The following is a 23,377-nucleotide window of genomic DNA, read 5'->3' on the forward strand; positions in this document are numbered from 1 at the left end:
CCGGTCACCCGGCCGCCGGCCGCAGACGCAGGAACGCGCGCATGACCGGCCGCAGGTCGGGGATCAGGTCGAACCGGTCCAGGCCGCCCAGCGGCACCCAGGCGGGCTCGTCCAGGTGGTCGTCGGCCATCCGGTGCTCCAGGCTGACCTGCGTGGTCATCGCGCGGCACGTGCGGGCGACGGCCACCACCCTGACGAGGCCGCGCCCGCCGTCCGGGCCGCGCGCGAGGGCGGGATCGCCCTGCGGGCGGCGCTCGGGCATCGACCACTGCCACAGGTGGAACGGCGGCCCCGGCTCGATCTCGAGGCCGACCTCCTCCCAGACCTCGCGGCGGATGTGGTCGTCCAGATCCAGGTCGCCCGCCACCTCCAGGCGGCCTCCCGGGACCTCCCACCGGCCCGGGTGCAGCGGGTCGGACGCGGATTTGCGGACCAGCAGCAGCCGGTCGTCGTGGACGATGAACGCCTTCTGCGCGAACTCCAACCGGACCGGGACCCCGGTCGGCTCGATGGTCGCTGCGGCCTCGGTCCTGATTACGGGCATCGCGCCATGTCTTTCCGTGCGGTCGGCCCACGGCGTCCCCAGAGGGCAGGTCCACGGTAACAAGGCCGCTTGCGGCCGCCCAGCGCCCGTCGGTGACTCTTGACGCGCTCTGGAGCCGGGAATGAACGGAAGGCGTGAGCGGTTGCGAACAGTCGTCGTACGGCACGGCATGACGCGTCCGTTTCGCTCTCCCGCGGTGATCTCGAGGGCGCCGTCGGATATCACATTGGGACGCGCCAGGTGATAGTCTTGGAAGTCGACCGATCCGGCATGGGTGTCCTAGTGTTCACCCGGGCCGGGCGCAAGCGGAGGCCGCCTCCCACCTGACCGGCCGTGCAGGCCGGTGGGTCTCGGTTTCGGCGAACGGGCGCTCGCGGGCGTCCGGCGCGCCGTCGTCACCGGGCACCGTCCCGGTCACGGCCGAAGGTGGCCCCGCATGCGATGCCGTGCGGGGCTTTTCGTATGAGAAGCCCGGGGTACGACCGGTCCGAAGACTTGAGCAACGGCCCCTAGGAGGTCCCATCAGCGCCGAACTGCGTATCAACGAGCGCATCCGAGTGCCCGAGGTCCGGCTCGTCGGTCCGAACGGCGAACAGGTGGGCATCGTGCCCATCGCCAAGGCCCTTGAACTCGCGCGCGAGGCAGACCTCGACCTGGTCGAGGTGGCCCCCACGGCGCGGCCGCCCGTCGCCAAGCTCATGGACTACGGCAAGTTCAAGTACGAGTCCGCGATGAAGGCGCGGGAGGCGCGCAAGAACCAGGCGCACACGGTCATCAAGGAAATCAAGCTCCGACCGAAGATCGACCCGCACGACTACGAGACCAAGAAGGGTCACGTGGTGCGGTTCCTCAAGGCCGGCGACAAGGTCAAGGTCACGATCATGTTCCGTGGCCGTGAGCAGTCCCGGCCCGAACTGGGCTTCCGCCTGCTGCAGCGGCTCGCCGACGACGTCGAGGAGCTCGGCTTCGTCGAGTCCCGGCCCAAGCAGGACGGGCGGAATATGATCATGGTGATCGGGCCGCACAAGAAGAAGGCGGAGGCCCGGGCCGAGCGCGCGGCCGCCCGCGCGCAGAAGTCGAGGTCCGGCTCGGCCTGAGCCGCCCTCGCCACGGCCCCGTCCCGGGCCGCCTCCGGCGGCGCGGCCGGGCCGCGCGGACGGCCGTCCGGCCGTTTCGCGGGCGACCCTGCGCTCCTGCAGGGTCGAGACGCACGTACATTGATGCCTGATCCAGGCGCGTACCCCGCGGCATCCGTGGGGCGCGCGCCGGTCAGGCGCGCCCCCGTGCATCCGGGGGCCCGGATTTGAGGGAGACGACGGCGACCATGCCGAAGACCAAGACGCACAGCGGCGCCAAGAAGCGGTTCAAGCTGACCGGCTCCGGCAAGGTGATCCGCCGCCGCGCCAACCGCAACCACCTGCTCGAGCACAAGCCGAGCAAGCGGACTCGGCGCCTGGACGGCACGACCGTGGTGTCCCCGGCCGACGCCAAGAACCTCAAGAAGCTGCTGCGCAAGTAGTAGCCGCCAACCGGATCTGTACGACCGGCCGAGGGCCTGACGGCCCCGGCCCCCACGAAGGAGTAGTCACGTGGCACGCGTGAAGCGAGCGGTCAACGCCGCCAAGAAGCGCCGGGTCGTTTTGGAGCGGTCGAGCGGCTACCGCGGCCAGCGGTCGCGCCTGTACCGCAAGGCCAAGGAGCAGCAGCTCCACTCGATGACCTACGCCTTCCGGGACCGCAAGGACCGCAAGGGCCAGTTCCGGAGGCTGTGGATCCAGCGCATCAACGCCGCGGCCCGCGCCAACGGCATGACCTACAACCGGTTCATCCAGGGGCTGAAGGCCGCCGAGGTGGAGGTCGACCGGCGGATGCTGGCCGAGCTGGCGGTCAACGACGCGGCCGCGTTCGCCGCCCTGGTGAAGGTGGCCAAGGACGCGCTGCCGGCCGAGGGTTCGGCGGCGGCCTGATCCGACCCGGACCGACGATGGCGAGCGGCGAGCTGACCTCCGTCCGGTCACCCCGGGTCAAGGCGGCTCGCCGGCTCGCCAAACGCGCGTTCCGGCGCCGCGAGCGCCGGTTCCTGGCCGAGGGGCCGCAGGCGGTGCGCGAGGCCCTGGAGGCGCCCGGGCGGCTGGCCGAGCTGTTCACCACGGCCGAGGCCGAGTCGCGGCACGGCGACCTGGTGCGCGCCGCCGAACGGGCGGGCGTGCCGGTGCTGCGGGTCAGCGGCGAGGTCATGGCCGAGCTGGCGCAGACCGTCACCCCGCAGGGCCTGCTGGCGGTGTGCCAGTTCGTCGACGTCCCGCTGGAGGACGCGCTGGAGCCCGCGCCCACACTGGTGACGGTGCTCGCGCACGTGCGGGACCCGGGCAACGCGGGCACGGTGCTGCGCACCGCCGACGCCGCCGGCGCGGAGGCCGTGGTCTTCACCGACGCCTCGGTCGACCCGTACAACGGCAAGTGCGTGCGGGCGTCGGCGGGAAGCCTGTTCCACCTGCCCGTCGTCGTCGGGCCGAGGTTCGGCGACCTGCTCCCCGCGCTGCGGGACAGGGGCCTGACGGTGCTCGCCGCCGACGGGGCGGGCAAGCGCACGCTGGACGAGGCGATCGACGACGGCCTGCTGGCCCGTCCCACCGCATGGGTGTTCGGCAACGAGGCGTGGGGGCTGCCCGAGGAGATCCTCGACAGCGTCGACGACGTGGTGCGCGTGCCGATCTACGGACGCGCCGAGAGCCTCAACCTGGCCACGGCCGCGGCCGTGTGCCTGTACGCCTCCTCCCGCGCGCAGCGCGCGGGCTAGCGCCGGCGACGCCGCGCGGCGGCCGCGGCGTCGCGCGGTGGTTGTGCGCAGTTTTACCGATGGCCGGATGCGGTCGCCTTCCACCCAGCCGAAGCGCCGGTGAACTGGGAACATGGAGTCCCGCCGGCGGCGCCGCGGGGGAGTCGGCGCCGGGGAGGCGCTCGTCCTCGAGGAGGAGAGGCAGACCACCCGGGCGGCGGATTCCGGGCGTCGTACCCGATGCCTACGGTGAGGGGCGAGAGCGGCGACGAGGCCGCATGACGTTGGGGGCGGACATGATGACCGACGACGGCAGGGCGACCCGGCGCGCGGGCCTGGGGCGGCGGCGGCCGGAGATCCGGTGCCGCTCGAGCGCGACCCGGCGGCCCCGCAGCGCCTTGCCGGACCTGACCGTGACCGTCACGGTGGCCTTCGGCGAGGCCGCCGTGGTGACCATCGACGGCGAGATCGACCTGCGCACCGCCGACACGCTGCGCGCCGAGCTGTTCGCCCTGCACGCCGCGGGGCGCCGCAGCCTGGTGCTGGACTTCGCCGGGGTGCGCTTCTGCGACGCCAGCGGCCTGAGCGCCCTGGTCGCCGCGCACAACCGCGTGACCCGCGAGGGCGGCCGCATCCGCCTGGCCCGGGTGCGCCCGCAGCAGCGCCGCCTGCTGAGCATCACCGGCCTGGACCGGCTGTTCCCCTCCTACGACGACCTCGCCGAGGCCGTCGCCGACGCCCGCACCTCCACCACCCCCTCCAGCTGACCCCGGCCCGCCGCGTGGACGGCGGGGACACAAAAGCCTTGCCGCAGCGGGGGTTCCGGGTGCCCCAAGGCGGCCGTGTCCGGATAGAGTCTGCTCTCGTAAAGGCTTGAACGGAGCCGTGTTCCCATCGGTGACTGGAGGCCGTCGTGGACGGAGAGCGCTCCCCGGACGCATCCGGGCGCGTGCCCTCCCTGCGCACCCGTGACGCGGCCTCCGGCGCGACCGGCGCGCCGGTTCCGGACGCGGCCTTCGACCCGCCCCTCGACGCGGTCGACGGCGTGGTGGACGACCTTCCCGACGGGCTGCTGGTGGCCGACCGGTCCGGGCGGGTCGTGGTGTTCAACGCCGCCGCCCAGCGCATCACCGGCGTCCCGGCGCGCGCGGCGCTCGGCCGCGACTTCCGCGACGTGCTGCCGCTGCGCGACGCCGAGGGACGCGACTGGTGGAAGTGCCTGGCCCCCTACGACGGCCTGGCGACCCGCACCCGGCACCCCGAACGGTCGCTGTACCTGCCCGACGGCACCGAGGTGCTGGTCACCGCGGGGTACCGGCGCGGCGAGGGCAGGCGTGTGGAACGATTCACCGTGTGCCTGCGGGACGCCGCCCAGCGGGCCCGCCGCGAACGCGACCGCGCCGACCTGGTGTCGACCGTGGCGCACGAGCTGCGCTCGCCGCTGACCAGCGTCAAGGGCTTCACCGCCACGCTGCTGGCGCGCTGGCACCGCTTCAACGACGACCAGAAGCGGGTCATGCTGGAGACCGTCAACGCCGACGCCGACCGGGTCACGCGGCTGATCACCGAGCTGCTGGACGTGTCGCGCATCGAGGCCGGGCGGCTGGAGATGCGGCGCCAGGTGGTCGACCTGGCCGAGGAGGTCCGCAAGGTGATCGCCGGACGGGTCGCGGCCGGCGACCCGGAGGACCGGTTCCGGTTCGAGGTGCGCGGCCCCCTTCCGGAGATGTGGCTCGATCCCGACAAGATCGGGCAGATCATCGGTAATTTGGTGGAGAACGCGGTGCGCCACGGGGCGGGAACCGTCACCATAGTGGTGGAGCCGGACGCGCATAAGGAGGGAGCCGCCGTGTCGGTGCGCGACGAGGGCGAGGGCATCCCGCCCGAGGCGGCGCAGCGCGTGTTCCGGCAGTTCTGGCGCGGTCCCGGCGGCAACCGCCGGCGCGGCACCGGCCTCGGCCTCTACATCGTGAAGGGCCTGGTCGAGGCGCACGGCGGCACGATCACCGTGCAACGCGCCCCGGGCGGCGGCGCCGAGTTCCGATTTACCGCGCCCGCCGGGGCTCCCGACTACGCCGTCTGACAGGGACGGGCGTCACGAGCCGCCGAGCGGGCCGACACCGCAGATCATTCCGCCGCGCCCTGAGGCCGCGCCGCGGGCGGCGCCACTAAACTCGGGGCGTTCCACGCCGACCGGAAGTTGTCAACACCACCATGTCTGCACCCAACAAGTCCTACGACCCCGTCGAGGTGTCCGCGCTGGCGCCCGAGGAGGTCGAACGGGCCCGCGACGAGGCGCTGGCCGCCATCGCCGCGGCCGCCGACCTCGACGAGCTCAAGCAGGTGCGCCTGGCGCACGCGGGCGACCGCTCCCCGCTCGCCCTGGCCAACCGCGAGATCGGCGCGCTGCCGCCCGCGGCCCGCGCCGAGGCGGGCAAGCGCGTCGGCGCCGCCCGCGGCGCGGTCGCCAAGGCCCTCAAGGCCCGCCAGGCCGAGCTGGAGGAGGAGCGCGACCGGCGCGTGCTGGTCGAGGAGACCGTCGACGTCACGCTGCCGTGGGACCGGGCCCCGCGCGGCGCCCGGCATCCGCTGACCACGATCCAGGAGCGGATGGCCGACGTGTTCGTCTCGATGGGCTTCGAGATCGCCGAGGGACCGGAGGTCGAGGCGGGCTGGTTCAACTTCGACGCGCTGAACTTCAAGCCCGACCACCCGGCGCGCACCATGCAGGACACCTTCTTCGTCGGGTCGGAGGACACCGACCTGGTCCTGCGCACCCACACCTCGCCGGTGCAGGTGCGGGCGCTGCTGGAGCGGGACCTGCCGGTGTACGTGGTGGTGCCCGGCCGCACCTACCGCACCGACGAGCTGGACGCCACGCACAGCCCGGTGTTCCACCAGCTGGAGGGCCTGGCGGTGGACGAGGGCCTCACCATGGCGGACCTGCGCGGCGCCATCGACGCGTTCGTCGGCGGCATGTTCGGGGAGGGGCTGGCGACCCGGTTCCGGCCGTCGTACTTCCCGTTCACCGAGCCGTCGGCCGAGGTGGACATGCAGTGCTTCGTGTGCCGCGGCGCGTCCGTCGAGCGCGGCGCCGACCCGTGCCGCACGTGCTCCTCGGAGGGGTGGATCGAGCTGGGCGGCTGCGGCATGGTCAACCCGCGGGTGCTGGTGGCCTGCGGCGTCGACCCCGAGCGCTACAGCGGCTGGGCGTTCGGCCTGGGCGTGGAGCGGACGCTGATGTTCCGCCACGGCGTCGAGAGCATGCACGACATGGTCGAGGGTGACGTCCGGTTCACCCTTCCGTTCGGGATGGAGATCTGATGCGGGTCCCGCTTTCGTGGCTGCGGGAGTTCGTCGAGCTCCCCGCGGACGTCACCGGCCGCGACGTGGCCGCCAAGCTGATCGCCGCGGGCCTGGAGGTCGAGACGGTCGAGCAGCCCGGCGCCGACGTCGCCGGCCCGCTGGTGGTCGGCGAGGTGCTGGCCATCGAGGAGCTGACCGGGTTCAAGAAGCCGATCCGGTACTGCCGGGTCGACGTGGGGCAGGCCAACGGCACGGGCGAGCCGCAGAACATCATCTGCGGCGCCACCAACTTCGCCGTCGGCGACCGCGTCGTGGTGATCCTGCCCGGCGGGGTGCTGCCCGGCGGGTTCCAGATCGGCGCGCGCAAGACCTACGGCCGCATGTCGGAGGGCATGATCTGCTCGGCGCGCGAGCTGGGCATCGGCGACGACCACGCGGGCATCCTGGTGCTGCCGCCCGACACGCCGGTCGGCCGGGACGCGATCGAGCTGCTCGGCCTGCGCGACGAGGTGCTCGACATCGCCGTCACCCCCGACCGCGGCTACGCCCTGTCGATCCGCGGCGTGGCGCGCGAGGTCGCCATCGCCTTCGACGTCCCGTTCACCGACCCGGCCGCCGTCGACCTGCCCGAGGACACCGCCGAGTCCTACCCGGCGCGCATCGCCGACCCGTCCGCGTGCGACCGGTTCGTGCTGCGCGAGGTGCGCGGCCTCGACCCGGACGCGCAGACGCCGCTGTGGATGCGGGTGCGGCTGTGGCGCGCCGGGATGAGGCCGGTGTCGCTGGCCGTGGACGTCACCAACTACCTGATGCTGGAGCTCGGGCAGCCGCTGCACGCGTACGACCGCGGCAAGCTGACCGGCCCGATCGAGGTGCGCCGGGCCCGCGAGGGCGAGAGCCTGGAGACGCTGGACCACGTCAAGCGCGCCCTGCACCCGGAGGACATCCTCATCACGGACGCGTCCGGGCCGATCGGGATGGCGGGCACCATGGGCGGCCTGGCCACCGAGATCGACGAGACGTCGACCGACATGGTGATCGAGGCGGCGCACTTCGACGACATCGGCGTCGCGCGGATGAGCCGCCGCCACAAGCTGCACAGCGAGGCGTCCTACCGGTTCGAACGCGGCGTCGACCGCGAGCTGCCGCTGTACGCCTCCTACCGGGCGGCGCGGATGCTGGCCGAGCTGGGCGGCGCCGAGATCGTCCCGGGCGTCACGAACGTGCGGCACCCGGTCGAGACGGTCACCGTGACCATGCGGGCCGACCACCCCGGGCGCGTCGCGGGCGTGCCGTACGACCGGGCCGCGGTGGTGCGCCGCCTGGAGCAGATCGGGTGCGCGGTCGAGGGGGACGAGGTGCTGACGGTGACGCCGCCGTCGTGGCGTCCCGACCTCACCGACCCCAACGACCTGGCCGAAGAGGTCATCCGGCTGGAGGGCTACGAGGAGATCCCGGCGCGTGCGCCGCGTCCCGTCGCCGGGCGGGGCCTGACGCCGGCCCAGCGGCTGCGCCGCCGCATCGGCCGGGCCCTGGCGGGCGCGGGCTACGTGGAGACGCTGAACTTCCCGTTCGTCGCCGAGCGCGACTGGGAGGCGCTGCAGCTGGCGGCCGACGACCCGCGGCGCCGGGCGCTCCGCCTGGCCAACCCGCTGTCGGACGACGAGCCGCTGCTGCGCACCACGCTCCTGCCGGGCCTGCTGCGCACCCTGGCCCGCAACGTGGGACGCGGCTTCGCCGACGCGGCGCTGTTCGAGCTGGGGCTGGTGTTCCTCCCCCGCCCGGACGCGCCGGAGCGGGCGCCGCGCCTGCGGGTCGACCGCGGCCCGACCGCCGAGGAGATCGCCTCGCTGGAGGCCGCGCTGCCCGACCAGCCGCTGCGCGCCGCCGTGGTGCTGTCGGGCGAGCGGGAACGCGCCGGCTGGTGGGGCCCGGGCCGCGCCGCCGGCTGGGCCGACGCGATCGAGGCCGCCCGCGTGGTGGCGCGCGAGGCCGGGGTGGAGCTGACGGTCAAGGCGGACCAGCACGCGCCGTGGCACCCGGGCCGCTGCGCCGCCCTGTACGTGGACGGCACGCTGGTCGGCCACGCCGGCGAGCTGCACCCGCGCACGGTCAAGGCGTACGGCCTGCCGCCGCGCACCTGCGCGATGGAGCTGGAGGTGCGCCGGCTGGGCGAGCCCGGGGTGACGCGGGCGCCGCGGGTGTCGTCCTACCCGGTGGCCACCCAGGACGTGGCGCTGATCGTCGACGCGGGCGTGCCGGCGGCGGACGTCGAGGCGGCGCTGCGCGAAGGCGCCGGGGAGCTGCTGGAGTCGCTGCGGCTGTTCGACGTCTACACCGGCGAGCAGGTGGGGGAGGGGCGCAAGTCCCTGGCCTACACGCTGCGGTTCCGCGCCTCCGACCGCACGCTCACCGCCGAGGAGGCGAGCGCCGCCCGCGACGCGGCGGTCGCCCTGGCCGCCGAACGGACGGGCGCCGTCCTCCGCGGCGCGTGACCTTCGCCGGAACGGCCCCGCACCCGCGCGGTGCGGGGCCGTTCCGTCTTTCCGGGACCCGCGCCGGAAAACCTTTTGTGCCGCGACGGGCTTCCGGCTAGCCTGAGCGGGTCTTGTCGTCGCCCGGTAGGGGAGTCCGTTGAAGAACTGAGGTCGCCGGCACCGCGCGGCACCACGCCCGTCGGCGTGGCGCGCGCACGCGACCTCGGCCGAGACTCCCGTCCCGGGCTTTTCTCGTGCCCGCGCGCCGTCCGTGCGCGCACCCGCGGTGTCTCCACAGTCCGCATCCGCGATGTCGTGCGTTCACGGAGGGCCGCCCTGGAATGTCTTCTCCCGCGTCTTCTTCCATCGTCTGTTCGAATCTGTCGTTCGCGTGGCCGGACGGGACCGTGGTGCTGGACGGGCTGGACGCCGCGTTCGGCACCGGACGCACCGGCCTGATCGGCGCCAACGGGTCCGGCAAGTCCACGCTGCTGCGGCTGATCGCCGGGGAGCTGCGGCCCGCGTCCGGCTCGGTGAGCGTGACCGGCCGGGTCGGCCACCTGCCGCAGAACCTGCCGCTGGGCACCGCCCGCACCGTCTCCGACCTGCTCGGGATCACCGCGACCCGCCGGGCGCTGCACGCCATCGAACGGGGCGAGGCCGACGAGGCCGACTTCGACGCCGTCGGCGACGACTGGGACGTGGAGGAGCGCGCCCGCGCCCAGCTCGACCGCCTCGGCCTGCCGCACATCGACCTCGACCGCACCGTCGCCGCGCTGTCGGGTGGGGAGGCGGTCATGGTGGGGCTCGCCGCGCTGCTGCTGGCCCGCCCGGACGTGCTGCTCCTCGACGAGCCCACCAACAACCTCGACCTGGACGCCCGCCGCCGCCTGTACGACGCGGTCGCCGCGTGGCCGGGCGTGCTGGTGGTCGTCAGCCACGACCGGGAGCTGCTGGAGCTGGTCGACGAGATCGCCGACCTGCGCGACGGCGCGATCCGCGCGTTCGGCGGCAACCTGTCGGCCTACGAGGAGCAGCTGGCGGTGGAGCGGGAGGCGGCCGAACGCGCCGTCCGGGCGGCCGAGGGCCATCTGCGCAGGCAGCGGCGGGAGCTGGCGGAGGCGCAGGTCAAGCTGGCCCGCCGCGCCCGCTACGGCGGAAAGATGTACGAGAACAAGCGCGAGCCGAAGATCGTCATGAACGCGCGCAAGCGGGAGGCGCAGGTGTCGGCGGGCAAGCACCGCCTCCTGCACGAGCAGCGCCTGGCCGAGGCGCGCGAACGGCTCGCCGAGGCGGAGGAGGCGGTCCGCGACGACGAGGAGATCCGGGTGGAGCTGCCCGCCACCGAGGTCCCGGCGGGCCGCGTCGTGCTGACCGTCACGGGCCTGCGCGCCCTGGAGCCGGGCTCGCTGGAGGAGCTGGTCGTGCGCGGCCCGGAGCGCATCGCGCTGGTCGGCCCGAACGGGTCGGGCAAGACCACGCTGCTGCGGGCGGTGATCGGCGAGCGGGTGCCCGAGGTCGGGGCGCTCACCGCGTCCACGCAGGTCCGGACCTCGGTGGGCGGGGTGCGCTGCCTGCCGCAGCGCCTCGACGTCCTCGACGACGCGCTCAGCGTCGTGGACAACGTGCGCGCGTTCGCCCCGTCGGCGTCGGTGAACGCGATCCGGGCCGGGTTGGCCCGGTTCCTGTTCCGCGGGGCGCGGGCCGACCGGCCCGCGGGCACGCTGTCGGGCGGGGAGCGGTTCCGGGCGGTGCTGGCGGCGCTGCTGCTGGCCGAGCCCGCGCCTCAACTGCTGCTCCTCGACGAGCCGACCAACAACCTCGACATGGCGAGCGTGCGCAGGCTCGGCGAGGCCCTGGACGCCTACCGGGGGGCGCTGATCGTGGTCAGCCACGACCTGCCGTTCCTGCGCACGCTGGGCATCACCCGGTGGCTCCGCATGGACCGTTCCGCCGGACTGACCGAAATCGACCCCATGTGATCCCCCGCGGAGCGGCCTGAGCTGCGCCGACACCGCCGTCCGGACGCGCCGTCGACAGGCGCGGGGGCGGAAGCGGCTTTGAATATTCATCCACCATGTTGCATACTCTTGCCAAGCGGCGAGAGAAGGGCGGTGGTGCGGATGGGCATCCGGGCGGCGGTGGCGGGCGCCAGCGGCTACGCGGGCGGCGAGATCGTGCGGATCCTCGCGGGCCACCCCGAGTTCGAGATCGGCGCGGTCACCGCGGGCGCCAACGCGGGCACGCCGCTGGGCGCGCGCCAGCCGCATCTGCGTCCGCTGGCCGACCGGATCCTCGACGAGACCACGCCCGACGTGCTGGCCGGGCACGACGCGGTGTTCCTGGCGCTGCCGCACGGGCAGTCCGCCGCGATCGCCGAGCGGCTCGGCGACGACGTGCTCGTGGTCGACTGCGGCGCCGACTTCCGCCTCGCCGACCCGGCCGACTGGGAGCGCTACTACGGCACCCCGCACGCGGGCACCTGGCCCTACGGGCTGCCCGAGCTGCCCGGCCACCGCGAGCGCCTGCGCGGCGCCCGCCGGATCGCGGTCCCCGGCTGCTACCCGACGGCGGTGCTGCTGGCGCTGTTCCCGGCGTTCGCCGCCGGGCTGGCCGAGCCGGACGTCGTGGTCGTCGCCGCGTCCGGCACCTCCGGCGCGGGCCGCGCCCTCAAGCCGCACCTGCTGGGCAGCGAGGTCATGGGCTCGGTCAGCGCCTACGGCGTGGGCGGCGTGCACCGGCACACCCCGGAGATGGCGCAGGGCCTGAGCGCCGTCGCCGGCGAGCCGGTCACCGTGTCGTTCACCCCGACGCTCGCGCCGATGAGCCGCGGCATCCTGGCCACCTGCACCGCCAAGGCCCGGCCCGGCGTCACCGCCGAGACGCTCCGCGCCGCCTACGAGCGGGCGTACGCGGACGAACCGTTCGTCGGGCTGCTCCCCGAGGGGACCTGGCCCGCCACCGCCATGACCCTGGGCGCCAACACCGCGCTCGTGCAGACCGCCCTCGACGAGCGCGCCGGGCGCCTCGTCGTGGTCGCCGCCATCGACAACCTCGTCAAGGGCACGGCCGGGGGCGCCGTGCAAAGCGCCAACATCGCCCTGGGCCTGCCCGAAGAACTCGGACTCACCACGATCGGAGTGTCCCCGTGAGCGTCACCGCCCCCCGGGGGTTCCGCGCCGCCGGCGTCGTCGCCGGGCTGAAGGACGGCGGAATCCGCGACCTGGCCTTGGTCGTCAACGACGGCCCCTCCCGCGCGGCGGCGGGCGTCTTCACCCGCAACCGCGTGAAGGCCGCCCCTGTCCTGTGGTCGCAGCAGGTCCTCAAAGGCGGCCGCGTGCGCGCGGTGGTGCTCAACTCCGGCGGCGCCAACGCCTGCACCGGACCGGCCGGGTTCCAGGACACGCACGCCACCGCCGAGAAGGCCGCCGAGCTGCTGGAGGACTCGGCCGGCGAGATCGCCGTGTGCTCCACCGGCCTGATCGGCGAGCGGCTGCCCATGGACAAGGTGCTGGCCGGCGTCGAGGCCGCCGCGGCCGAGCTGTCGCGCGGCGACGGGGGCCTGGCCGCCGCGGACGCCATCCGCACCACCGACACCGTCGCCAAGATCGCCTTCCGGTCGGGCGACGGGTACATGATCGGCGGCATGGCCAAGGGCGCGGGCATGCTCGCCCCGTCCCTGGCGACCATGCTGTGCGTGCTGACCACCGACGCCGACCTGGACGCCGCCGCCCTCGACCGGGCCCTGCGCGCCGCCACCGCCGTCACCTTCGACCGGCTGGACACCGACGGCTGCATGTCCACCAACGACACCGTGCTGCTGCTGGCGTCCGGCGCCAGCGGGGTCACCCCCGACGAGGCCGCGTTCACCGCGCTGCTCACCGACCTGTGCGCCGACCTGGCCCGGCAGCTGCTCGTCGACGCCGAGGGCGCGGCCAAGGCCATCGCGATCGAGGTGGTCGGCGCCGCCAGCGAGGACGACGCGGTCGCCGTCGGCCGCGCCATCGCCCGCAACAACCTGCTCAAGTGCGCCATCCACGGCGAGGACCCCAACTGGGGCCGGGTGCTGTCGGCGGTCGGCACGACGGACGCGGTGTTCGAACCCGACGAGCTGAACGTCGCGATCAACGGCGTGTGGGTGTGCCGCAACGGCGCGGTCGGCGACGACCGCGACAAGGTCGACCTGCGGCCCCGCGACGTGTCGATCACGGTCGACCTGTCCGCGGGCAAGCACTCGGCCGTCATCTACACGACCGACCTGACCGCCGACTATGTGCATGAGAACTCGGCGTACTCGACCTGACGCCGTCCCCGCCGGCGTCCGCCCGTCCGGGGGACGTCCGTCGAGGTCCCGCACCGTCTCCACAGGCTGCCGCCGCTCGCCCCTCGGCGGTCGGCCGCGCAGCGGTCATGTGAACTTGGGGATTCCTACATGAGCGACATCGTCTCCGGGGCGCGGGTGCGCACGAACCGGGCCGGAGCGCTGGACAAGGCGGAAACGCTGATCAAGGCCCTGCCCTGGCTGGAGCGCTTCCACGGCAAGACCGTCGTGATCAAGTACGGCGGGCACGCCATGACCGACGAGGCGCTGCGCGCCTCGTTCGCCGAGGACGTGGTGTTCCTGCGGTACGCGGGCCTGCGCCCGGTGATCGTGCACGGCGGCGGCCCGCAGATCAACGCGGCCCTCGACCGGCACGGCATCGAGTCGACGTTCACCGCCGGGCTGCGCGTCACCACCCCCGAGGCCATGGAGGTGGTGCGGATGGTGCTGGTCGGGCAGGTCGGCCGGGACGTGGTCGGCCTGATCAACCGGCACGGCCCGTTCGCCGTCGGCATGTCCGGCGAGGACGCCAACCTGTTCACCGCCGAGCGCAAGCGCGCGCTGGTCGACGGCGAGCCGGTCGACATCGGCCAGGTCGGCGAGATCGTCGAGGTGCAGGTCGGGGCGGTGCGGGCGCTGCTGGACGACGGCCGCATCCCCGTGGTGTCCAGCGTCGCCCGCGGCGACGACGGCGAGGTCTACAACGTCAACGCCGACACCGCGGCCGCCGCGCTGGCCGTCGCGCTGGACGCCGCCAAACTCGTCGTGCTCACCGACGTGGAGGGCCTGTACGCCGACTGGCCGAACAGCGACGACGTCATCGACCGCCTCACCACCGACGAGCTGGCCGCGTTGCTGCCGAAGCTGTCGTCGGGCATGGTGCCCAAGATGGAGGCGTGCCTGCAGGCGGTGCGCGGCGGGGTGCCGCGCGCGCACGTCCTGGACGGCCGCGTGCCGCACGCGCTGCTGCTGGAGATCTTCACCGACGAGGGGATCGGCACGATGGTCCTCCCCGGGGAGGCGGCGGAATGAACGACGAGCTGAGGAAGCGGTTCGCGGCCGCGTTCATGCCCAACTACGGCGTCCCGCCGGTGGCGCTGGCGCGCGGCGAGGGCAGCCGGGTCTGGGACGTCGACGGCAACGAGTACCTCGACCTGATCGCGGGGATCGCCGTCAGCTCCCTCGGCCACGGCCACCCCGCCCTGGTGGAGGCCGTCACCGCGCAGGTCGCCCGGCTCGCCCACGCCTCCAACCTGTTCCTGCACGAGCCGGAGGTGCTGCTGGCCGAGCGGCTGCGCGACCTGCTCGGCGGCGACGGCCGGGTCTTCTTCGCCAACAGCGGCGCCGAGGCCAACGAGTGCGCCTTCAAACTGGCCGCCAAGCACGGCCGGGCGAACGGCCGCACGTACTTCGTCGCCGCCGAGAACGGCTTCCACGGCCGCACCATGGGCGCGCTGGCGCTGACGGGCAAGGCGTCCATCCGCGAGCCGTTCGGCCCCTTCGGCGCGGACGTGCGGTTCGTCCCCTACGGCGACGCCGCGGCCCTGGAGGCCGCCGTCACCGACGAGTGCGCGGCGGTGTTCTTGGAGCCCACCCAGGGCGAGGCCGGGGTCGTGCCCCCGCCGGACGGCTACTTCGCCGCGGCGCGGCGGATCTGCGACGCGACCGGCGCGCTCCTGGTGGCCGACGAGATCCAATCGGCGATCGGCCGCACCGGCGCCTGGTTCGCCCACCAGCACGACGGCGTCCGCCCCGACGTGCTCACGCTCGCCAAGGGCCTGGGCGGCGGCCTGCCGATCGGCGCGTGCGTCGCCCTCGGCCCCTACGGCGAGGTGTTCGCCAAGGGGGACCACGGCTCCACCTTCGGCGGCAACCCCGTCAGCGCCGCCGCGGCCCTGGCCGTTCTGGACACCATCGAACGGGACGGGCTGCTCGCCCACGCCGCCGAGGTCGGCGCGGTCCTGTCCGACGGCGTCGCCGCGGTCTCCCACCCGCTGCTGGCGGGGGTGCGGGGCCGCGGGCTGTGGCTCGGCGTGCTGCTGAACGGCGCGGCCGCCGCCGCGGTGGAGGCCGCCGCCCGCGACGCCGGGTTCCTGGTCAACGCCGTGCAGCCGGACGCGGTCCGCCTGGCCCCGCCCCTGATCCTCACCGTCGACGAGGCGCGGTCGTTCGTCGACGCGCTCCCGGCGATCCTCGACGCGGCCGCCCAGGCCGCCCCGACCGGTAAGGACGACTGACGACGATGGTTCGGCACTTCCTCCGCGACGACGACCTCACCCCCGCCGAGCAGGCCGAGGTCCTGGACCTGGCCGCCGAGTTCAAGCGCGACCGGTTCGCCCGCCGCCCCCTGGAGGGCCCCCGGTCCGTGGCGGTGCTGTTCGACAAGCCGTCCACCCGCACCCGCGTGTCGTTCGCCGTGGGCATCGCCGAACTCGGCGGCCACGCGCTGATCGTGGACGCGGCCGGCAGCCAGCTCGGCCGCGGCGAGACCATCGCCGACACCGCCCGCGTCCTGGAACGGCAGGTCAGCGCGATCGTGTGGCGGACCTCCGGGCAGGAGCGCATCGAGGAGATGGCCGACGGCACGGCCGTGCCCGTCGTCAACGCCCTCACCGACCTGTTCCACCCCTGCCAGGTGCTCGCCGACCTGCAGACCATCCGGGAGGTCAAGGGCGCCCTCAGCGGCGTCACCCTGGCCTACTTCGGCGACGGCGCCAACAACATGGCGCACTCGTACCTGCTCGGCGGCGCCACCGCGGGCATGCACGTGCGGATCGCCGCGCCCGCGCAGCTGCCGCCGGACGCCGCCGTCGTCGAACGCGCCGCCGAGATCGCCGCGGCCACCGGCGGGTCGGTCACCGTCACCGCCGACGCCGAGCGCGCCGCCGCCGGCGCCGACGTGCTGGCCACCGATACGTGGGTGTCCATGGGGCAGGAGGGCAAGGACACGTCCCTCTACGAGCCGTACGCTGTGGACGAGGCGCTGCTCGCCAAGGCCGCCCCCGACGCCTGCGTGCTGCACTGCCTGCCCGCCTACCGGGGCAAGGAGATCTCCGCCGCCGTCCTCGACGGCCCGCAGAGCGTGGTCTGGGACGAGGCCGAGAACCGCCTGCACGCCCAGAAGGCATTGCTGACCTGGCTGCTGGAGCACTGACGCTGCTGGAGCACTGACGATGACCACCCCGCTGACCAAGACCGCCCGCCAGGCCCGGGTGATCGAGCTGCTCACCCGGCATCCCGTGCACTCCCAGGGAGAGCTGGCCAAGCTGCTGGCCGACGAGGGGGTCGAGGTCACCCAGGCGACCCTGTCGCGCGACCTGGTGGAGATCGGCGCGGTGAAGCTGCGGGCCGAGGACGGCAGTCTGATCTACGCGGTGCCCGGCGAGGGCGGCGAGCGCATCCGCCGCGCCCGCACCGGCGCCGCCGAGACCTTCGCCGGCCGGCTCGCCCGGGTGGCCGCGGAGCTGCTGGTGTCCGCCGAGGCGTCGGCCAACCTGGTGATCGTGCGCACCCCCGCGGGCGCCGCCCAGTACCTGGCCTCGGCCATCGACCACGCCGAGTGGCCCGACATCCTGGGCACGGTGGCGGGCGACGACACCGTCCTGGTGATCACCCGCGACCCCGACGGGGGCGAGCAGGTCGCCGAGGCGCTGCTGCGCCTGACGAACGGCCGCGAACGACGAAGCTAGGGGCCGCGAGCCCCGACTCCGATCCGCACCCGCGGCGCCTCCGTCGACAGGGCCGGGCGCGTCCCGGCCGGCATGGACAGCCGCGAGGAGCGGAGGACGTCACCGCCGATCGCGACCTGACCGGGCCGAGCGGCGGCGGGGCCGGCGGCCCCGGAAGGCCTCGCCGGGCGGCGGGACCCGCCGGGCGGGGCGGCACGCGGGACGGCGTCCGACCGCGCACCCGGGCGACACCGGACCGGACGGGGGGTGCGCCTCTCAGGAGGGGAGTGGTCGTACGCTGTTGCGGAACGTCCCGCGTCCCCGGCCCGCACGGCCCGGGACGGCACCGAAGCGGTCGACGGACCGCGCCAGACAGAACTCAGCCATGACGGTGGGAAGAGGAAATCCGTGACCAAGGCACCGACGCGACTGTGGGGCGGACGGTTCGAGGGCGGCCCGTCGGACGCGCTCGCGCGGCTCTCGGTGAGCGTCCAGTTCGACTGGCGGCTGGCCCCCTACGACCTCATGGGGTCGCGCGCCCACGCCCGCGTGCTCCACCGCGCGGGCCTGCTCACCGACGAGGAACTGGAGCGCATGCTCGGTGCCCTGGACGACCTGGAGCGGGCGTGCCGGACCGGCGAGTTCCGGCCCACCGCCGCCGACGAGGACGTCCACACGGCGCTGGAGCGCGGCCTGCTGGAGCGCCTCGGCACCCTCGGCGGCAAGCTGCGCGCCGGCCGCAGCCGCAACGACCAGGTCGCCACCGACCTGCGCCTGTACCTGCGCGACCACGTCCGGCGGATCGTGCACCGGCTGGTCGAGCTGGAGACGGCGCTGATCAACCAGGCCGAGCGCAACCTGGGCGTGGCCGCGCCCGGCATGACCCACCTGCAGCACGCCCAGCCCGTGCTGTTCTCCCACCAGCTGCTGGCGCACGTGCAGCCGCTGACCCGCGACATCGACCGGCTGCGCGACTGGGACAAGCGCGCCGCCGTCTCCCCCCTGGGCTCGGGCGCGCTGGCCGGCTCGTCGCTGCCGCTGGACCCGCAGGCCACCGCCGAGGAGCTGGGCTTCGACTCCGCCGCCCCCAACTCCATGGACGCGGTCGCCGACCGCGACTTCGTCGCCGAGTTCCTGTTCGCCGCCGCGATGATCGGCGTGCACCTGTCGCGGCTCGGCGAGGAGATCTGCCTGTGGGCCTCGCAGGAGTTCCGCTGGATCGAGATGGACGACACCTACGCCACAGGGTCGTCCATCATGCCGCAGAAGAAGAACCCCGACGTGGCCGAGCTGGCGCGCGGCAAGGCCGGGCGGCTCATCGGCCACCTGGTGGGCCTGCTGACCACCCTCAAGGGCCTGCCGCTCACCTACAACCGGGACCTGCAGGAGGACAAGGAGGGCGCCTTCGACGCCGTCGAGACGCTGCTGCTGGTCCTGCCCGCCATGTCCGGGCTGATCGCGACGATGCGGGTCAACACCGAGCGGCTGGAGGCGACCGCCGCCGACGGGTTCGCCCTCGCCACCGACCTGGCCGAGCTGCTGGTGCGGCGCGGCGTTCCGTTCCGCGAGGCGCACGAGGTCGTCGGCCACCTGGTGGTGTGGTGCCAGGTCAACGACAAGGACTTCGGCGACCTGACCGACGAGGACCTGGCCAAGGTGTCGCCGCACCTCACCCCGGACGTGCGGGAGGTCCTCGACGTCCAGGGGGCGCTGGCGTCGCGCAAGGCGTACGGGGGCACGGCCCCCGATCGCGTGCGCGAACAGCTCGAGGCGCTCCGCGCGGTCGTCGACGAGCACGCGGCGTGGGCCGCCGGACCCGACGAAAGCTGATCCCGGCGCCGCGCCGCAGGGCGGTACGGTGACGGGTCGGCAGACCCCTGGGCGCCGCGGCGCCCAGGCCCCTCCAGCGCACCGCCCGCCGGCCGGGACACGTCGACGATCGTGAAGGGCGCCGGAGCGGCCGGAAGACGGACCGGGACGGCACCGCGGTGAGGTGATGGACGGAGCGACGCTGCCACGCGACTTCTTCGACCGCCCCGTCGTGGAGGTCGCACGCGACCTGCTCGGACGCGTGCTGGCGCATCGGACGGACGAGGGCGAGGTCGCGGTACGGCTCAGCGAGGTGGAGGCGTACGCGGGCCCCCTCGACCCCGCGTCCCACGCCTACCGGGGGCGGACCCCTCGCACCGAGGTGATGTTCGGCCCGCCGGGGCACGCCTACGTGTACTTCACCTACGGCATGCACTTCTGCGTGAACCTGGTGTGCGGGCCGGACGGCACCGCCTCGGCGGTGCTGCTCCGCGCCGGGGAGATCGTCGCGGGAGAGGACCTGGCGCGACGCCGCCGGCCGCGCTCGACCGTGCGGGACCTGGCCCGCGGCCCGGCGAGGCTCTGCCAGGCCCTCGCCATCGTCCGCGAGCACAACGGCCTGGACGTCTGCTCGCCCGACGGGGAACTGCGGATCATGGCGGGGGAGGGGCCCGTCGACCCGTCCCTGATCCGGACGGGCCCGCGCACGGGCGTGAACGGCGGCAAGGAGACCCCGTGGCGGTTCTGGATCGACGGCGACCCCACCGTCTCCCCCTACCGCCCTCACGTTCCACGCCGCCGCGGCAGGTCCACCGGGGTGAGCGCGGATGCCTGACACCCGCGGGGGACCGCGCAGAGCGGCGTGCCGCCACGTGCGCCTCGACTCCGTGAGAGTCGACCGGCCGGTGCTCGCGGAGGCCGAGTGGCGCCCGAACGGGGTGCGGGCCCGCTTCACCTCCGGGCACGAGGTGTTCGTCCCCAGCAAATTCTTCCATTCCGGCCGCTGACTGGCGTTACCGTGATCGGCGGACCATGGGGCACCCTGGTTGGGACAGGCCGCCGGCCGTTCGGAGGGAGCGGCGCCCGGCTCCGCCGGGGGCGGCGACCGCGACACCGGCGGGCGAGAATCGCAACGGAAGACGAGGAAGACCGTGACCGACATCCTGGACGATCTGGTATGGCGCGACCTGATCGCGCAGTCCACCGATCTGGATGACCTGCGGACGCTGCTCGCCGCGGGACCGGTCACGCTGTATTGCGGTTTCGACCCGACGGCGCCGTCCCTGCACCTCGGCCACCTGATCCAGCTGCTGACCCTGCGCCGCTTCCAGGAGGCCGGGCACCGGCCGATCGCGCTCGTCGGCGGCGCCACCGGCCTCATCGGCGACCCCAGCGGCAAGAGCGCCGAGCGCGTCCTGAACGCCGAGGAGACCGTCGCCGGCTGGGTGGAGCGCATCCGCGACCAGGTGACGCGCTACCTGGACTTCGGCGACGGCCCGACCGGCGCCCTCCTGGTCAGCAACCTCGAGTGGACGGGCCCGATGAGCGCCATCGAGTTCCTCCGCGACATCGGCAAGCACTTCTCGGTGAACCGGATGCTGGCCCGCGAGACCGTCCGCAAGCGCCTGGACACCACGGGCATCAGCTACACCGAATTCAGCTACGTGCTGCTGCAGGCGATGGACTTCCTGGAGCTCTACCGGCGCTACGGCTGCCGCCTGCAGACGGGCGGCAGCGACCAGTGGGGCAACCTCACCGCCGGCGTCGACCTGATCCGCCGGGTCGAGGGCGGCACCGCGCACGCCCTGACCACGCCCCTGCTCACCAGGGCGGACGGCACCAAGTTCGGCAAGACCGCCGGCGGCGAGACCTACTGGCTCGACCCCGAGCTGACCACGCCGTACGCCTTCTACCAGTTCTGGATCAACACCGACGACCGCGACGTCGAGCGCTACCTGAAGGTGTTCAGCCTCCGCTCCCGCGAGGAGATCGAGGACCTGGTCAAGCAGGGCTCTGAACGGCCCGCCGCGCGCATCCCGCAGCGCGCGCTCGCCGAGGAGGTCACGACGCTGGTGCACGGCGCGGACGAATGCGCGCGCGTCGTCGCGGCGTCCCGCGCCCTGTTCGGCCAGGGCGAGCTGCGCGACCTGGACGAGCGGACCTTGCAGGCGGCCCTGGCCGAGGTGCCGCGCGCCGAGGTCCCGGCCGGCGACCTGCCGCCCGTGGCGGACCTGCTCGCCGCGTCCGGCCTGTGCAAGAGCAAGTCGGAGGCCCGCCGCACGATCGCCCAGGGCGGCGCGTACCTCAACAACGCCAAGGTCGACGCCGAGGACGCGGTCCCGTCGTCCGCCGACCTGCTGCACGGCCGCTTCCTCGTGCTGCGCCGCGGGAAGCGCAACATCGGCGGCATCGAGGTCGTCCGCTCCTGAACCAGGCGCGCGCCGCACGTCCGCCCGGACACCGACCCGTGTCCGGGCGGACACGGCCCCGCGCCTTCTGGCCGCACCCAAAAGATCACGTCGCCCGAAACACGCCTCCAGCAAGCGCAGAACCGCCGTCCCGGCGACCGCGGGACAACGAGTCCGCAGACGGACCAGCCGGGGCCGACGTGCCCAATGAATTGGGGAGACAGACCGAGCCCTGATCGACACCCCGCGACGGTGGTGCTCTCGAGCAGTCACCCGTGGGTTGCGGCGCCACTGCGCTGCGGTCTTGCGGGTGCTTCATCCAAGCCGCGGAATGACTCCCGGGCAGGCGGACCACGGGTGGTGCTCTGCGGCACGTCGGGCGCCGTCCTGATGGCTGCGGCCCGACCGCTGATGGAAGATCGGCGCCTCCGCAGCCGTAGGCGCCCTCTTCGCGTGGTGATCTCGGGACTCCGTGAGCCGCGCGTGGTGATCTTCCAGCTGCAGTCCGACGGCCTGGCCGCCTCGCTGCGCAAGCACATGGAGGTCCTCGACCGCGCCCACGACGCCGATGTGCGCTTCACCATGGACGGCGGCGCCGTGGCCCTCCCCGAAGAGCACGAGGCCGTGGTGTTCCAGCTGCACAACGCGCTGCGCCACGCGTCCGCCCGAACGATCGAGGTGCGGCTGCGCACGGAGGACGGCGCCGTCGTGCTGGAGCTCGCCGACGTGCGTGCCGAGGCGGTCGTGCACGTGGTCGGCCAGGCCCTGGCACGCAGCGTCGAGCAGCACCTGGCCTCGCGCGCTGAGACGCAGGGCGCGCTGCTGGACCTGCCGGACGACGGGCCGCATGAGCTGAGCGCGGATGGGCGGACGGGCGCGCGGTGTGGACGGTTCCGGTCAGCGTGTCGGCCGGTCGGTGACCGCCGACGGCGTCGGGTTCGCCCCGGGCGCCGCGCCCGCCAAGAACGGCGGCGGCGAGCCGCACGGTGGGCTTCCCGGTTCTGCTGAGACGGTTTGGGCCGCTTCGGCAGCGACGTGCCCGGCGGGAAGCCGTCGCTCGACGCGCTGAGGCTGATCCGGGCCGGACGAGGTCGACGGTGCGGCGCGACCGCCGCGAGGAGGAGCGCTCGGCCAAGGACCTGCTCGCCGAGCTGGTCGGAATGGACACCGAGGACCCGCAGTTCCTGCCCAAGCTGGACAAGCCGCGGATCGAGGTGCTGACGAACGCCCGCGCGGAGGAGCGCTACGAGTCCCGGCGGTGGACGGCGGGTGCAGGCTCGCCCTCGAGGTGCTCGCCGGGCGCCGCGTTCGAAGCGCAGCAGCACCCGCGTACGTGTGGACGCGGCACGCGGCCTCTCCACAGCCCAGCCGGTGCGCGGCCGGTCGGTCACGATCACCTCGGCGGGGGAGAGGGCCACGGCCGACTGGGTGGAGGGCCTGCGCGCGGCCTGGACACGCCCGTGGGGGCACCTTGGTCGCGGTCGCGCTGGTCGCGCTGACCCTGGACGCGGTCCAGGCGGCGGTCGCGGCGGCGGGCGACCCCAGGTACGTGGCCCGCGCCGACTCCACCGCGGCCGCCTTGGTCGCGCTGCTGTCAGCGGCTTGGGTAGGGCCGGGTCCCATCCCTACCCGCCTCAACAAGCCGGTCAGTCGCTTCAGCTGTGGTGTGCTGCTGGTCGGCGACATGCCGTGACCCCGCTACCACGGAATGCAAGATGCGGGCTGAGACGGGCCCGTCTTCCCGGATGCGATACGTCCAATGGGGGGTCCGTCGGTCGACGAGCCGAAGTTTGGTCTGCGCTCGGTGAGGTGGCAGTACAAGGGTTGTGGCGGGTCAGTGCGCCGCGGCCGACGGGCCATTGCCACCCGCGCCGGGGTTCGCCTTCCGGGCAGGCGGACTTCGGATTGGCGTTCTGAGGCGCGTCGGACGTTGTACCGGCGAATGCGGCGTCGGCCACTGGAGCCGGCGCGCTGACGACTGCCGATACTGCAGTTGACCTGTAGCGGGCAGTGACAGTCGAGTCCCAGATGACGGATTTGACGACGACGTCGCACTTGCCTAATG

The 23,377-nt window shown here is 73.9% G+C and carries 21 protein-coding genes; 20 read left to right on the top strand and 1 reads right to left on the bottom strand.

Annotated elements, in window-relative coordinates; translation table 11 throughout:
• Nucleotides 1-4: 4 nt before the first annotated feature.
• Complete coding sequence (locus AR3_RS17690; RefSeq protein ID WP_067915327.1) at nucleotides 5-544, bottom strand: NUDIX domain-containing protein; 540 nt, start codon at nucleotides 542-544, stop codon at nucleotides 5-7.
• 446 nt (nucleotides 545-990) lie between these two features.
• Between AR3_RS17690 and infC the strand changes: the two genes are divergently transcribed.
• From infC to AR3_RS17795, 20 genes are all read left to right on the top strand, one after another.
• Entirely contained in the window at nucleotides 991-1,641 is a 651-nt protein-coding gene (infC, locus tag AR3_RS17695) for a translation initiation factor IF-3 (protein WP_083951636.1), read from the top strand.
• A 227-nt stretch (nucleotides 1,642-1,868) separates the two neighbouring features.
• Nucleotides 1,869-2,063: a 50S ribosomal protein L35 gene (gene rpmI, locus AR3_RS17700; protein WP_067915329.1), complete on the top strand. Its 195-nt coding sequence runs from the start codon at nucleotides 1,869-1,871 to the stop codon at nucleotides 2,061-2,063.
• 70 nt (nucleotides 2,064-2,133) lie between these two features.
• Nucleotides 2,134-2,511, top strand: a complete 378-nt coding sequence (rplT, locus tag AR3_RS17705; protein WP_067915330.1) for a 50S ribosomal protein L20 — start codon at nucleotides 2,134-2,136, stop codon at nucleotides 2,509-2,511.
• Between the two features lie 17 nt (nucleotides 2,512-2,528).
• Nucleotides 2,529-3,344 carry a TrmH family RNA methyltransferase gene (locus AR3_RS17710; protein WP_067915331.1) on the top strand — a complete coding sequence of 272 codons (816 nt, stop codon included), beginning with the start codon at nucleotides 2,529-2,531 and terminating at the stop codon, nucleotides 3,342-3,344.
• Nucleotides 3,345-3,601: 257 nt separating this feature from the next.
• Nucleotides 3,602-4,090, top strand: a complete 489-nt coding sequence (locus tag AR3_RS17715; RefSeq protein ID WP_227023336.1) for an STAS domain-containing protein — start codon at nucleotides 3,602-3,604, stop codon at nucleotides 4,088-4,090.
• Nucleotides 4,091-4,368: 278 nt separating this feature from the next.
• On the top strand, nucleotides 4,369-5,406 hold the full coding sequence (locus AR3_RS17720; protein WP_067915350.1) for a sensor histidine kinase: 1,038 nt from the start codon (nucleotides 4,369-4,371) through the stop codon (nucleotides 5,404-5,406).
• A 131-nt stretch (nucleotides 5,407-5,537) separates the two neighbouring features.
• Complete coding sequence (gene pheS / locus AR3_RS17725) at nucleotides 5,538-6,647, top strand: phenylalanine--tRNA ligase subunit alpha (RefSeq protein WP_067915332.1); 1,110 nt, start codon at nucleotides 5,538-5,540, stop codon at nucleotides 6,645-6,647.
• A complete protein-coding gene (gene pheT / locus AR3_RS17730; protein WP_067915333.1) occupies nucleotides 6,647-9,124 on the top strand; it encodes a phenylalanine--tRNA ligase subunit beta in 2,478 nt (825 codons plus the stop codon). Before pheS ends, pheT begins: the two co-directional genes overlap by 1 nt.
• A 323-nt stretch (nucleotides 9,125-9,447) precedes the next feature.
• Nucleotides 9,448-11,088 (top strand): ABC-F family ATP-binding cassette domain-containing protein, encoded by a 1,641-nt coding sequence (locus AR3_RS17735; protein ID WP_067915334.1) that lies wholly within the window; start codon nucleotides 9,448-9,450, stop codon nucleotides 11,086-11,088.
• 141 nt (nucleotides 11,089-11,229) lie between these two features.
• The gene (gene argC / locus AR3_RS17740) at nucleotides 11,230-12,258 is read left to right on the top strand and encodes an N-acetyl-gamma-glutamyl-phosphate reductase (RefSeq protein ID WP_067915351.1); all 1,029 of its coding nucleotides are present in this window, start codon (nucleotides 11,230-11,232) and stop codon (nucleotides 12,256-12,258) included.
• On the top strand, nucleotides 12,255-13,409 hold the full coding sequence (gene argJ / locus AR3_RS17745; RefSeq protein ID WP_067915335.1) for a bifunctional glutamate N-acetyltransferase/amino-acid acetyltransferase ArgJ: 1,155 nt from the start codon (nucleotides 12,255-12,257) through the stop codon (nucleotides 13,407-13,409). The genes argC and argJ overlap by 4 nt, the downstream gene beginning before the upstream one ends.
• Before the next feature lie 129 nt (nucleotides 13,410-13,538).
• The gene (gene argB, locus AR3_RS17750; RefSeq protein ID WP_067915336.1) at nucleotides 13,539-14,459 is read left to right on the top strand and encodes an acetylglutamate kinase; all 921 of its coding nucleotides are present in this window, start codon (nucleotides 13,539-13,541) and stop codon (nucleotides 14,457-14,459) included.
• On the top strand, nucleotides 14,456-15,664 hold the full coding sequence (locus tag AR3_RS17755) for an acetylornithine transaminase (protein ID WP_067915337.1): 1,209 nt from the start codon (nucleotides 14,456-14,458) through the stop codon (nucleotides 15,662-15,664). Before argB ends, AR3_RS17755 begins: the two co-directional genes overlap by 4 nt.
• A gap of 5 nt (nucleotides 15,665-15,669) precedes the next feature.
• On the top strand, nucleotides 15,670-16,581 hold the full coding sequence (gene argF / locus AR3_RS17760; RefSeq protein ID WP_067915338.1) for an ornithine carbamoyltransferase: 912 nt from the start codon (nucleotides 15,670-15,672) through the stop codon (nucleotides 16,579-16,581).
• A gap of 19 nt (nucleotides 16,582-16,600) precedes the next feature.
• A complete protein-coding gene (locus tag AR3_RS17765; protein ID WP_067915339.1) occupies nucleotides 16,601-17,116 on the top strand; it encodes an arginine repressor in 516 nt (171 codons plus the stop codon).
• A gap of 387 nt (nucleotides 17,117-17,503) precedes the next feature.
• Nucleotides 17,504-18,925, top strand: coding sequence for an argininosuccinate lyase (gene argH, locus AR3_RS17770; RefSeq protein ID WP_067915340.1), 1,422 nt, complete (start codon nucleotides 17,504-17,506; stop codon nucleotides 18,923-18,925).
• 166 nt (nucleotides 18,926-19,091) lie between these two features.
• Entirely contained in the window at nucleotides 19,092-19,739 is a 648-nt protein-coding gene (locus AR3_RS17775) for a DNA-3-methyladenine glycosylase (protein WP_067915341.1), read from the top strand.
• Between the two features lie 316 nt (nucleotides 19,740-20,055).
• Nucleotides 20,056-21,333 (top strand): tyrosine--tRNA ligase, encoded by a 1,278-nt coding sequence (tyrS, locus tag AR3_RS17780; protein WP_067915342.1) that lies wholly within the window; start codon nucleotides 20,056-20,058, stop codon nucleotides 21,331-21,333.
• Nucleotides 21,334-21,765: 432 nt separating this feature from the next.
• Nucleotides 21,766-22,320 carry a sensor histidine kinase gene (locus tag AR3_RS17785; protein WP_106259132.1) on the top strand — a complete coding sequence of 185 codons (555 nt, stop codon included), beginning with the start codon at nucleotides 21,766-21,768 and terminating at the stop codon, nucleotides 22,318-22,320.
• A 463-nt stretch (nucleotides 22,321-22,783) separates the two neighbouring features.
• Nucleotides 22,784-23,005 carry a hypothetical protein gene (locus AR3_RS17795; protein WP_067915345.1) on the top strand — a complete coding sequence of 74 codons (222 nt, stop codon included), beginning with the start codon at nucleotides 22,784-22,786 and terminating at the stop codon, nucleotides 23,003-23,005.
• The last annotated feature ends 372 nt before the right edge of the window (nucleotides 23,006-23,377 follow it).

The organism is Actinomadura rubrobrunea NBRC 15275 (assembly GCF_001552235.1).
In the GTDB taxonomy this organism is placed as follows: Bacteria; Actinomycetota; Actinomycetes; order Streptosporangiales; family Streptosporangiaceae; genus Spirillospora; species Spirillospora viridilutea.

Coding starts and splice junctions, on each gene's coding strand:
- AR3_RS17690 (WP_067915327.1), bottom strand. CDS start 544: ATGCCCGTAATCAGGACCGAGGCCGCAGCGACCATCGAGCCGACCGGG.
- rpmI (WP_067915329.1), top strand. CDS start 1,869: ATGCCGAAGACCAAGACGCACAGCGGCGCCAAGAAGCGGTTCAAGCTG.
- AR3_RS17710 (WP_067915331.1), top strand. CDS start 2,529: ATGGCGAGCGGCGAGCTGACCTCCGTCCGGTCACCCCGGGTCAAGGCG.
- AR3_RS17715 (WP_227023336.1), top strand. CDS start 3,602: ATGACGTTGGGGGCGGACATGATGACCGACGACGGCAGGGCGACCCGG.
- pheS (WP_067915332.1), top strand. CDS start 5,538: ATGTCTGCACCCAACAAGTCCTACGACCCCGTCGAGGTGTCCGCGCTG.
- pheT (WP_067915333.1), top strand. CDS start 6,647: ATGCGGGTCCCGCTTTCGTGGCTGCGGGAGTTCGTCGAGCTCCCCGCG.
- AR3_RS17735 (WP_067915334.1), top strand. CDS start 9,448: ATGTCTTCTCCCGCGTCTTCTTCCATCGTCTGTTCGAATCTGTCGTTC.
- argC (WP_067915351.1), top strand. CDS start 11,230: ATGGGCATCCGGGCGGCGGTGGCGGGCGCCAGCGGCTACGCGGGCGGC.
- argB (WP_067915336.1), top strand. CDS start 13,539: ATGAGCGACATCGTCTCCGGGGCGCGGGTGCGCACGAACCGGGCCGGA.
- AR3_RS17755 (WP_067915337.1), top strand. CDS start 14,456: ATGAACGACGAGCTGAGGAAGCGGTTCGCGGCCGCGTTCATGCCCAAC.
- argF (WP_067915338.1), top strand. CDS start 15,670: ATGGTTCGGCACTTCCTCCGCGACGACGACCTCACCCCCGCCGAGCAG.
- AR3_RS17765 (WP_067915339.1), top strand. CDS start 16,601: ATGACCACCCCGCTGACCAAGACCGCCCGCCAGGCCCGGGTGATCGAG.
- AR3_RS17775 (WP_067915341.1), top strand. CDS start 19,092: ATGGACGGAGCGACGCTGCCACGCGACTTCTTCGACCGCCCCGTCGTG.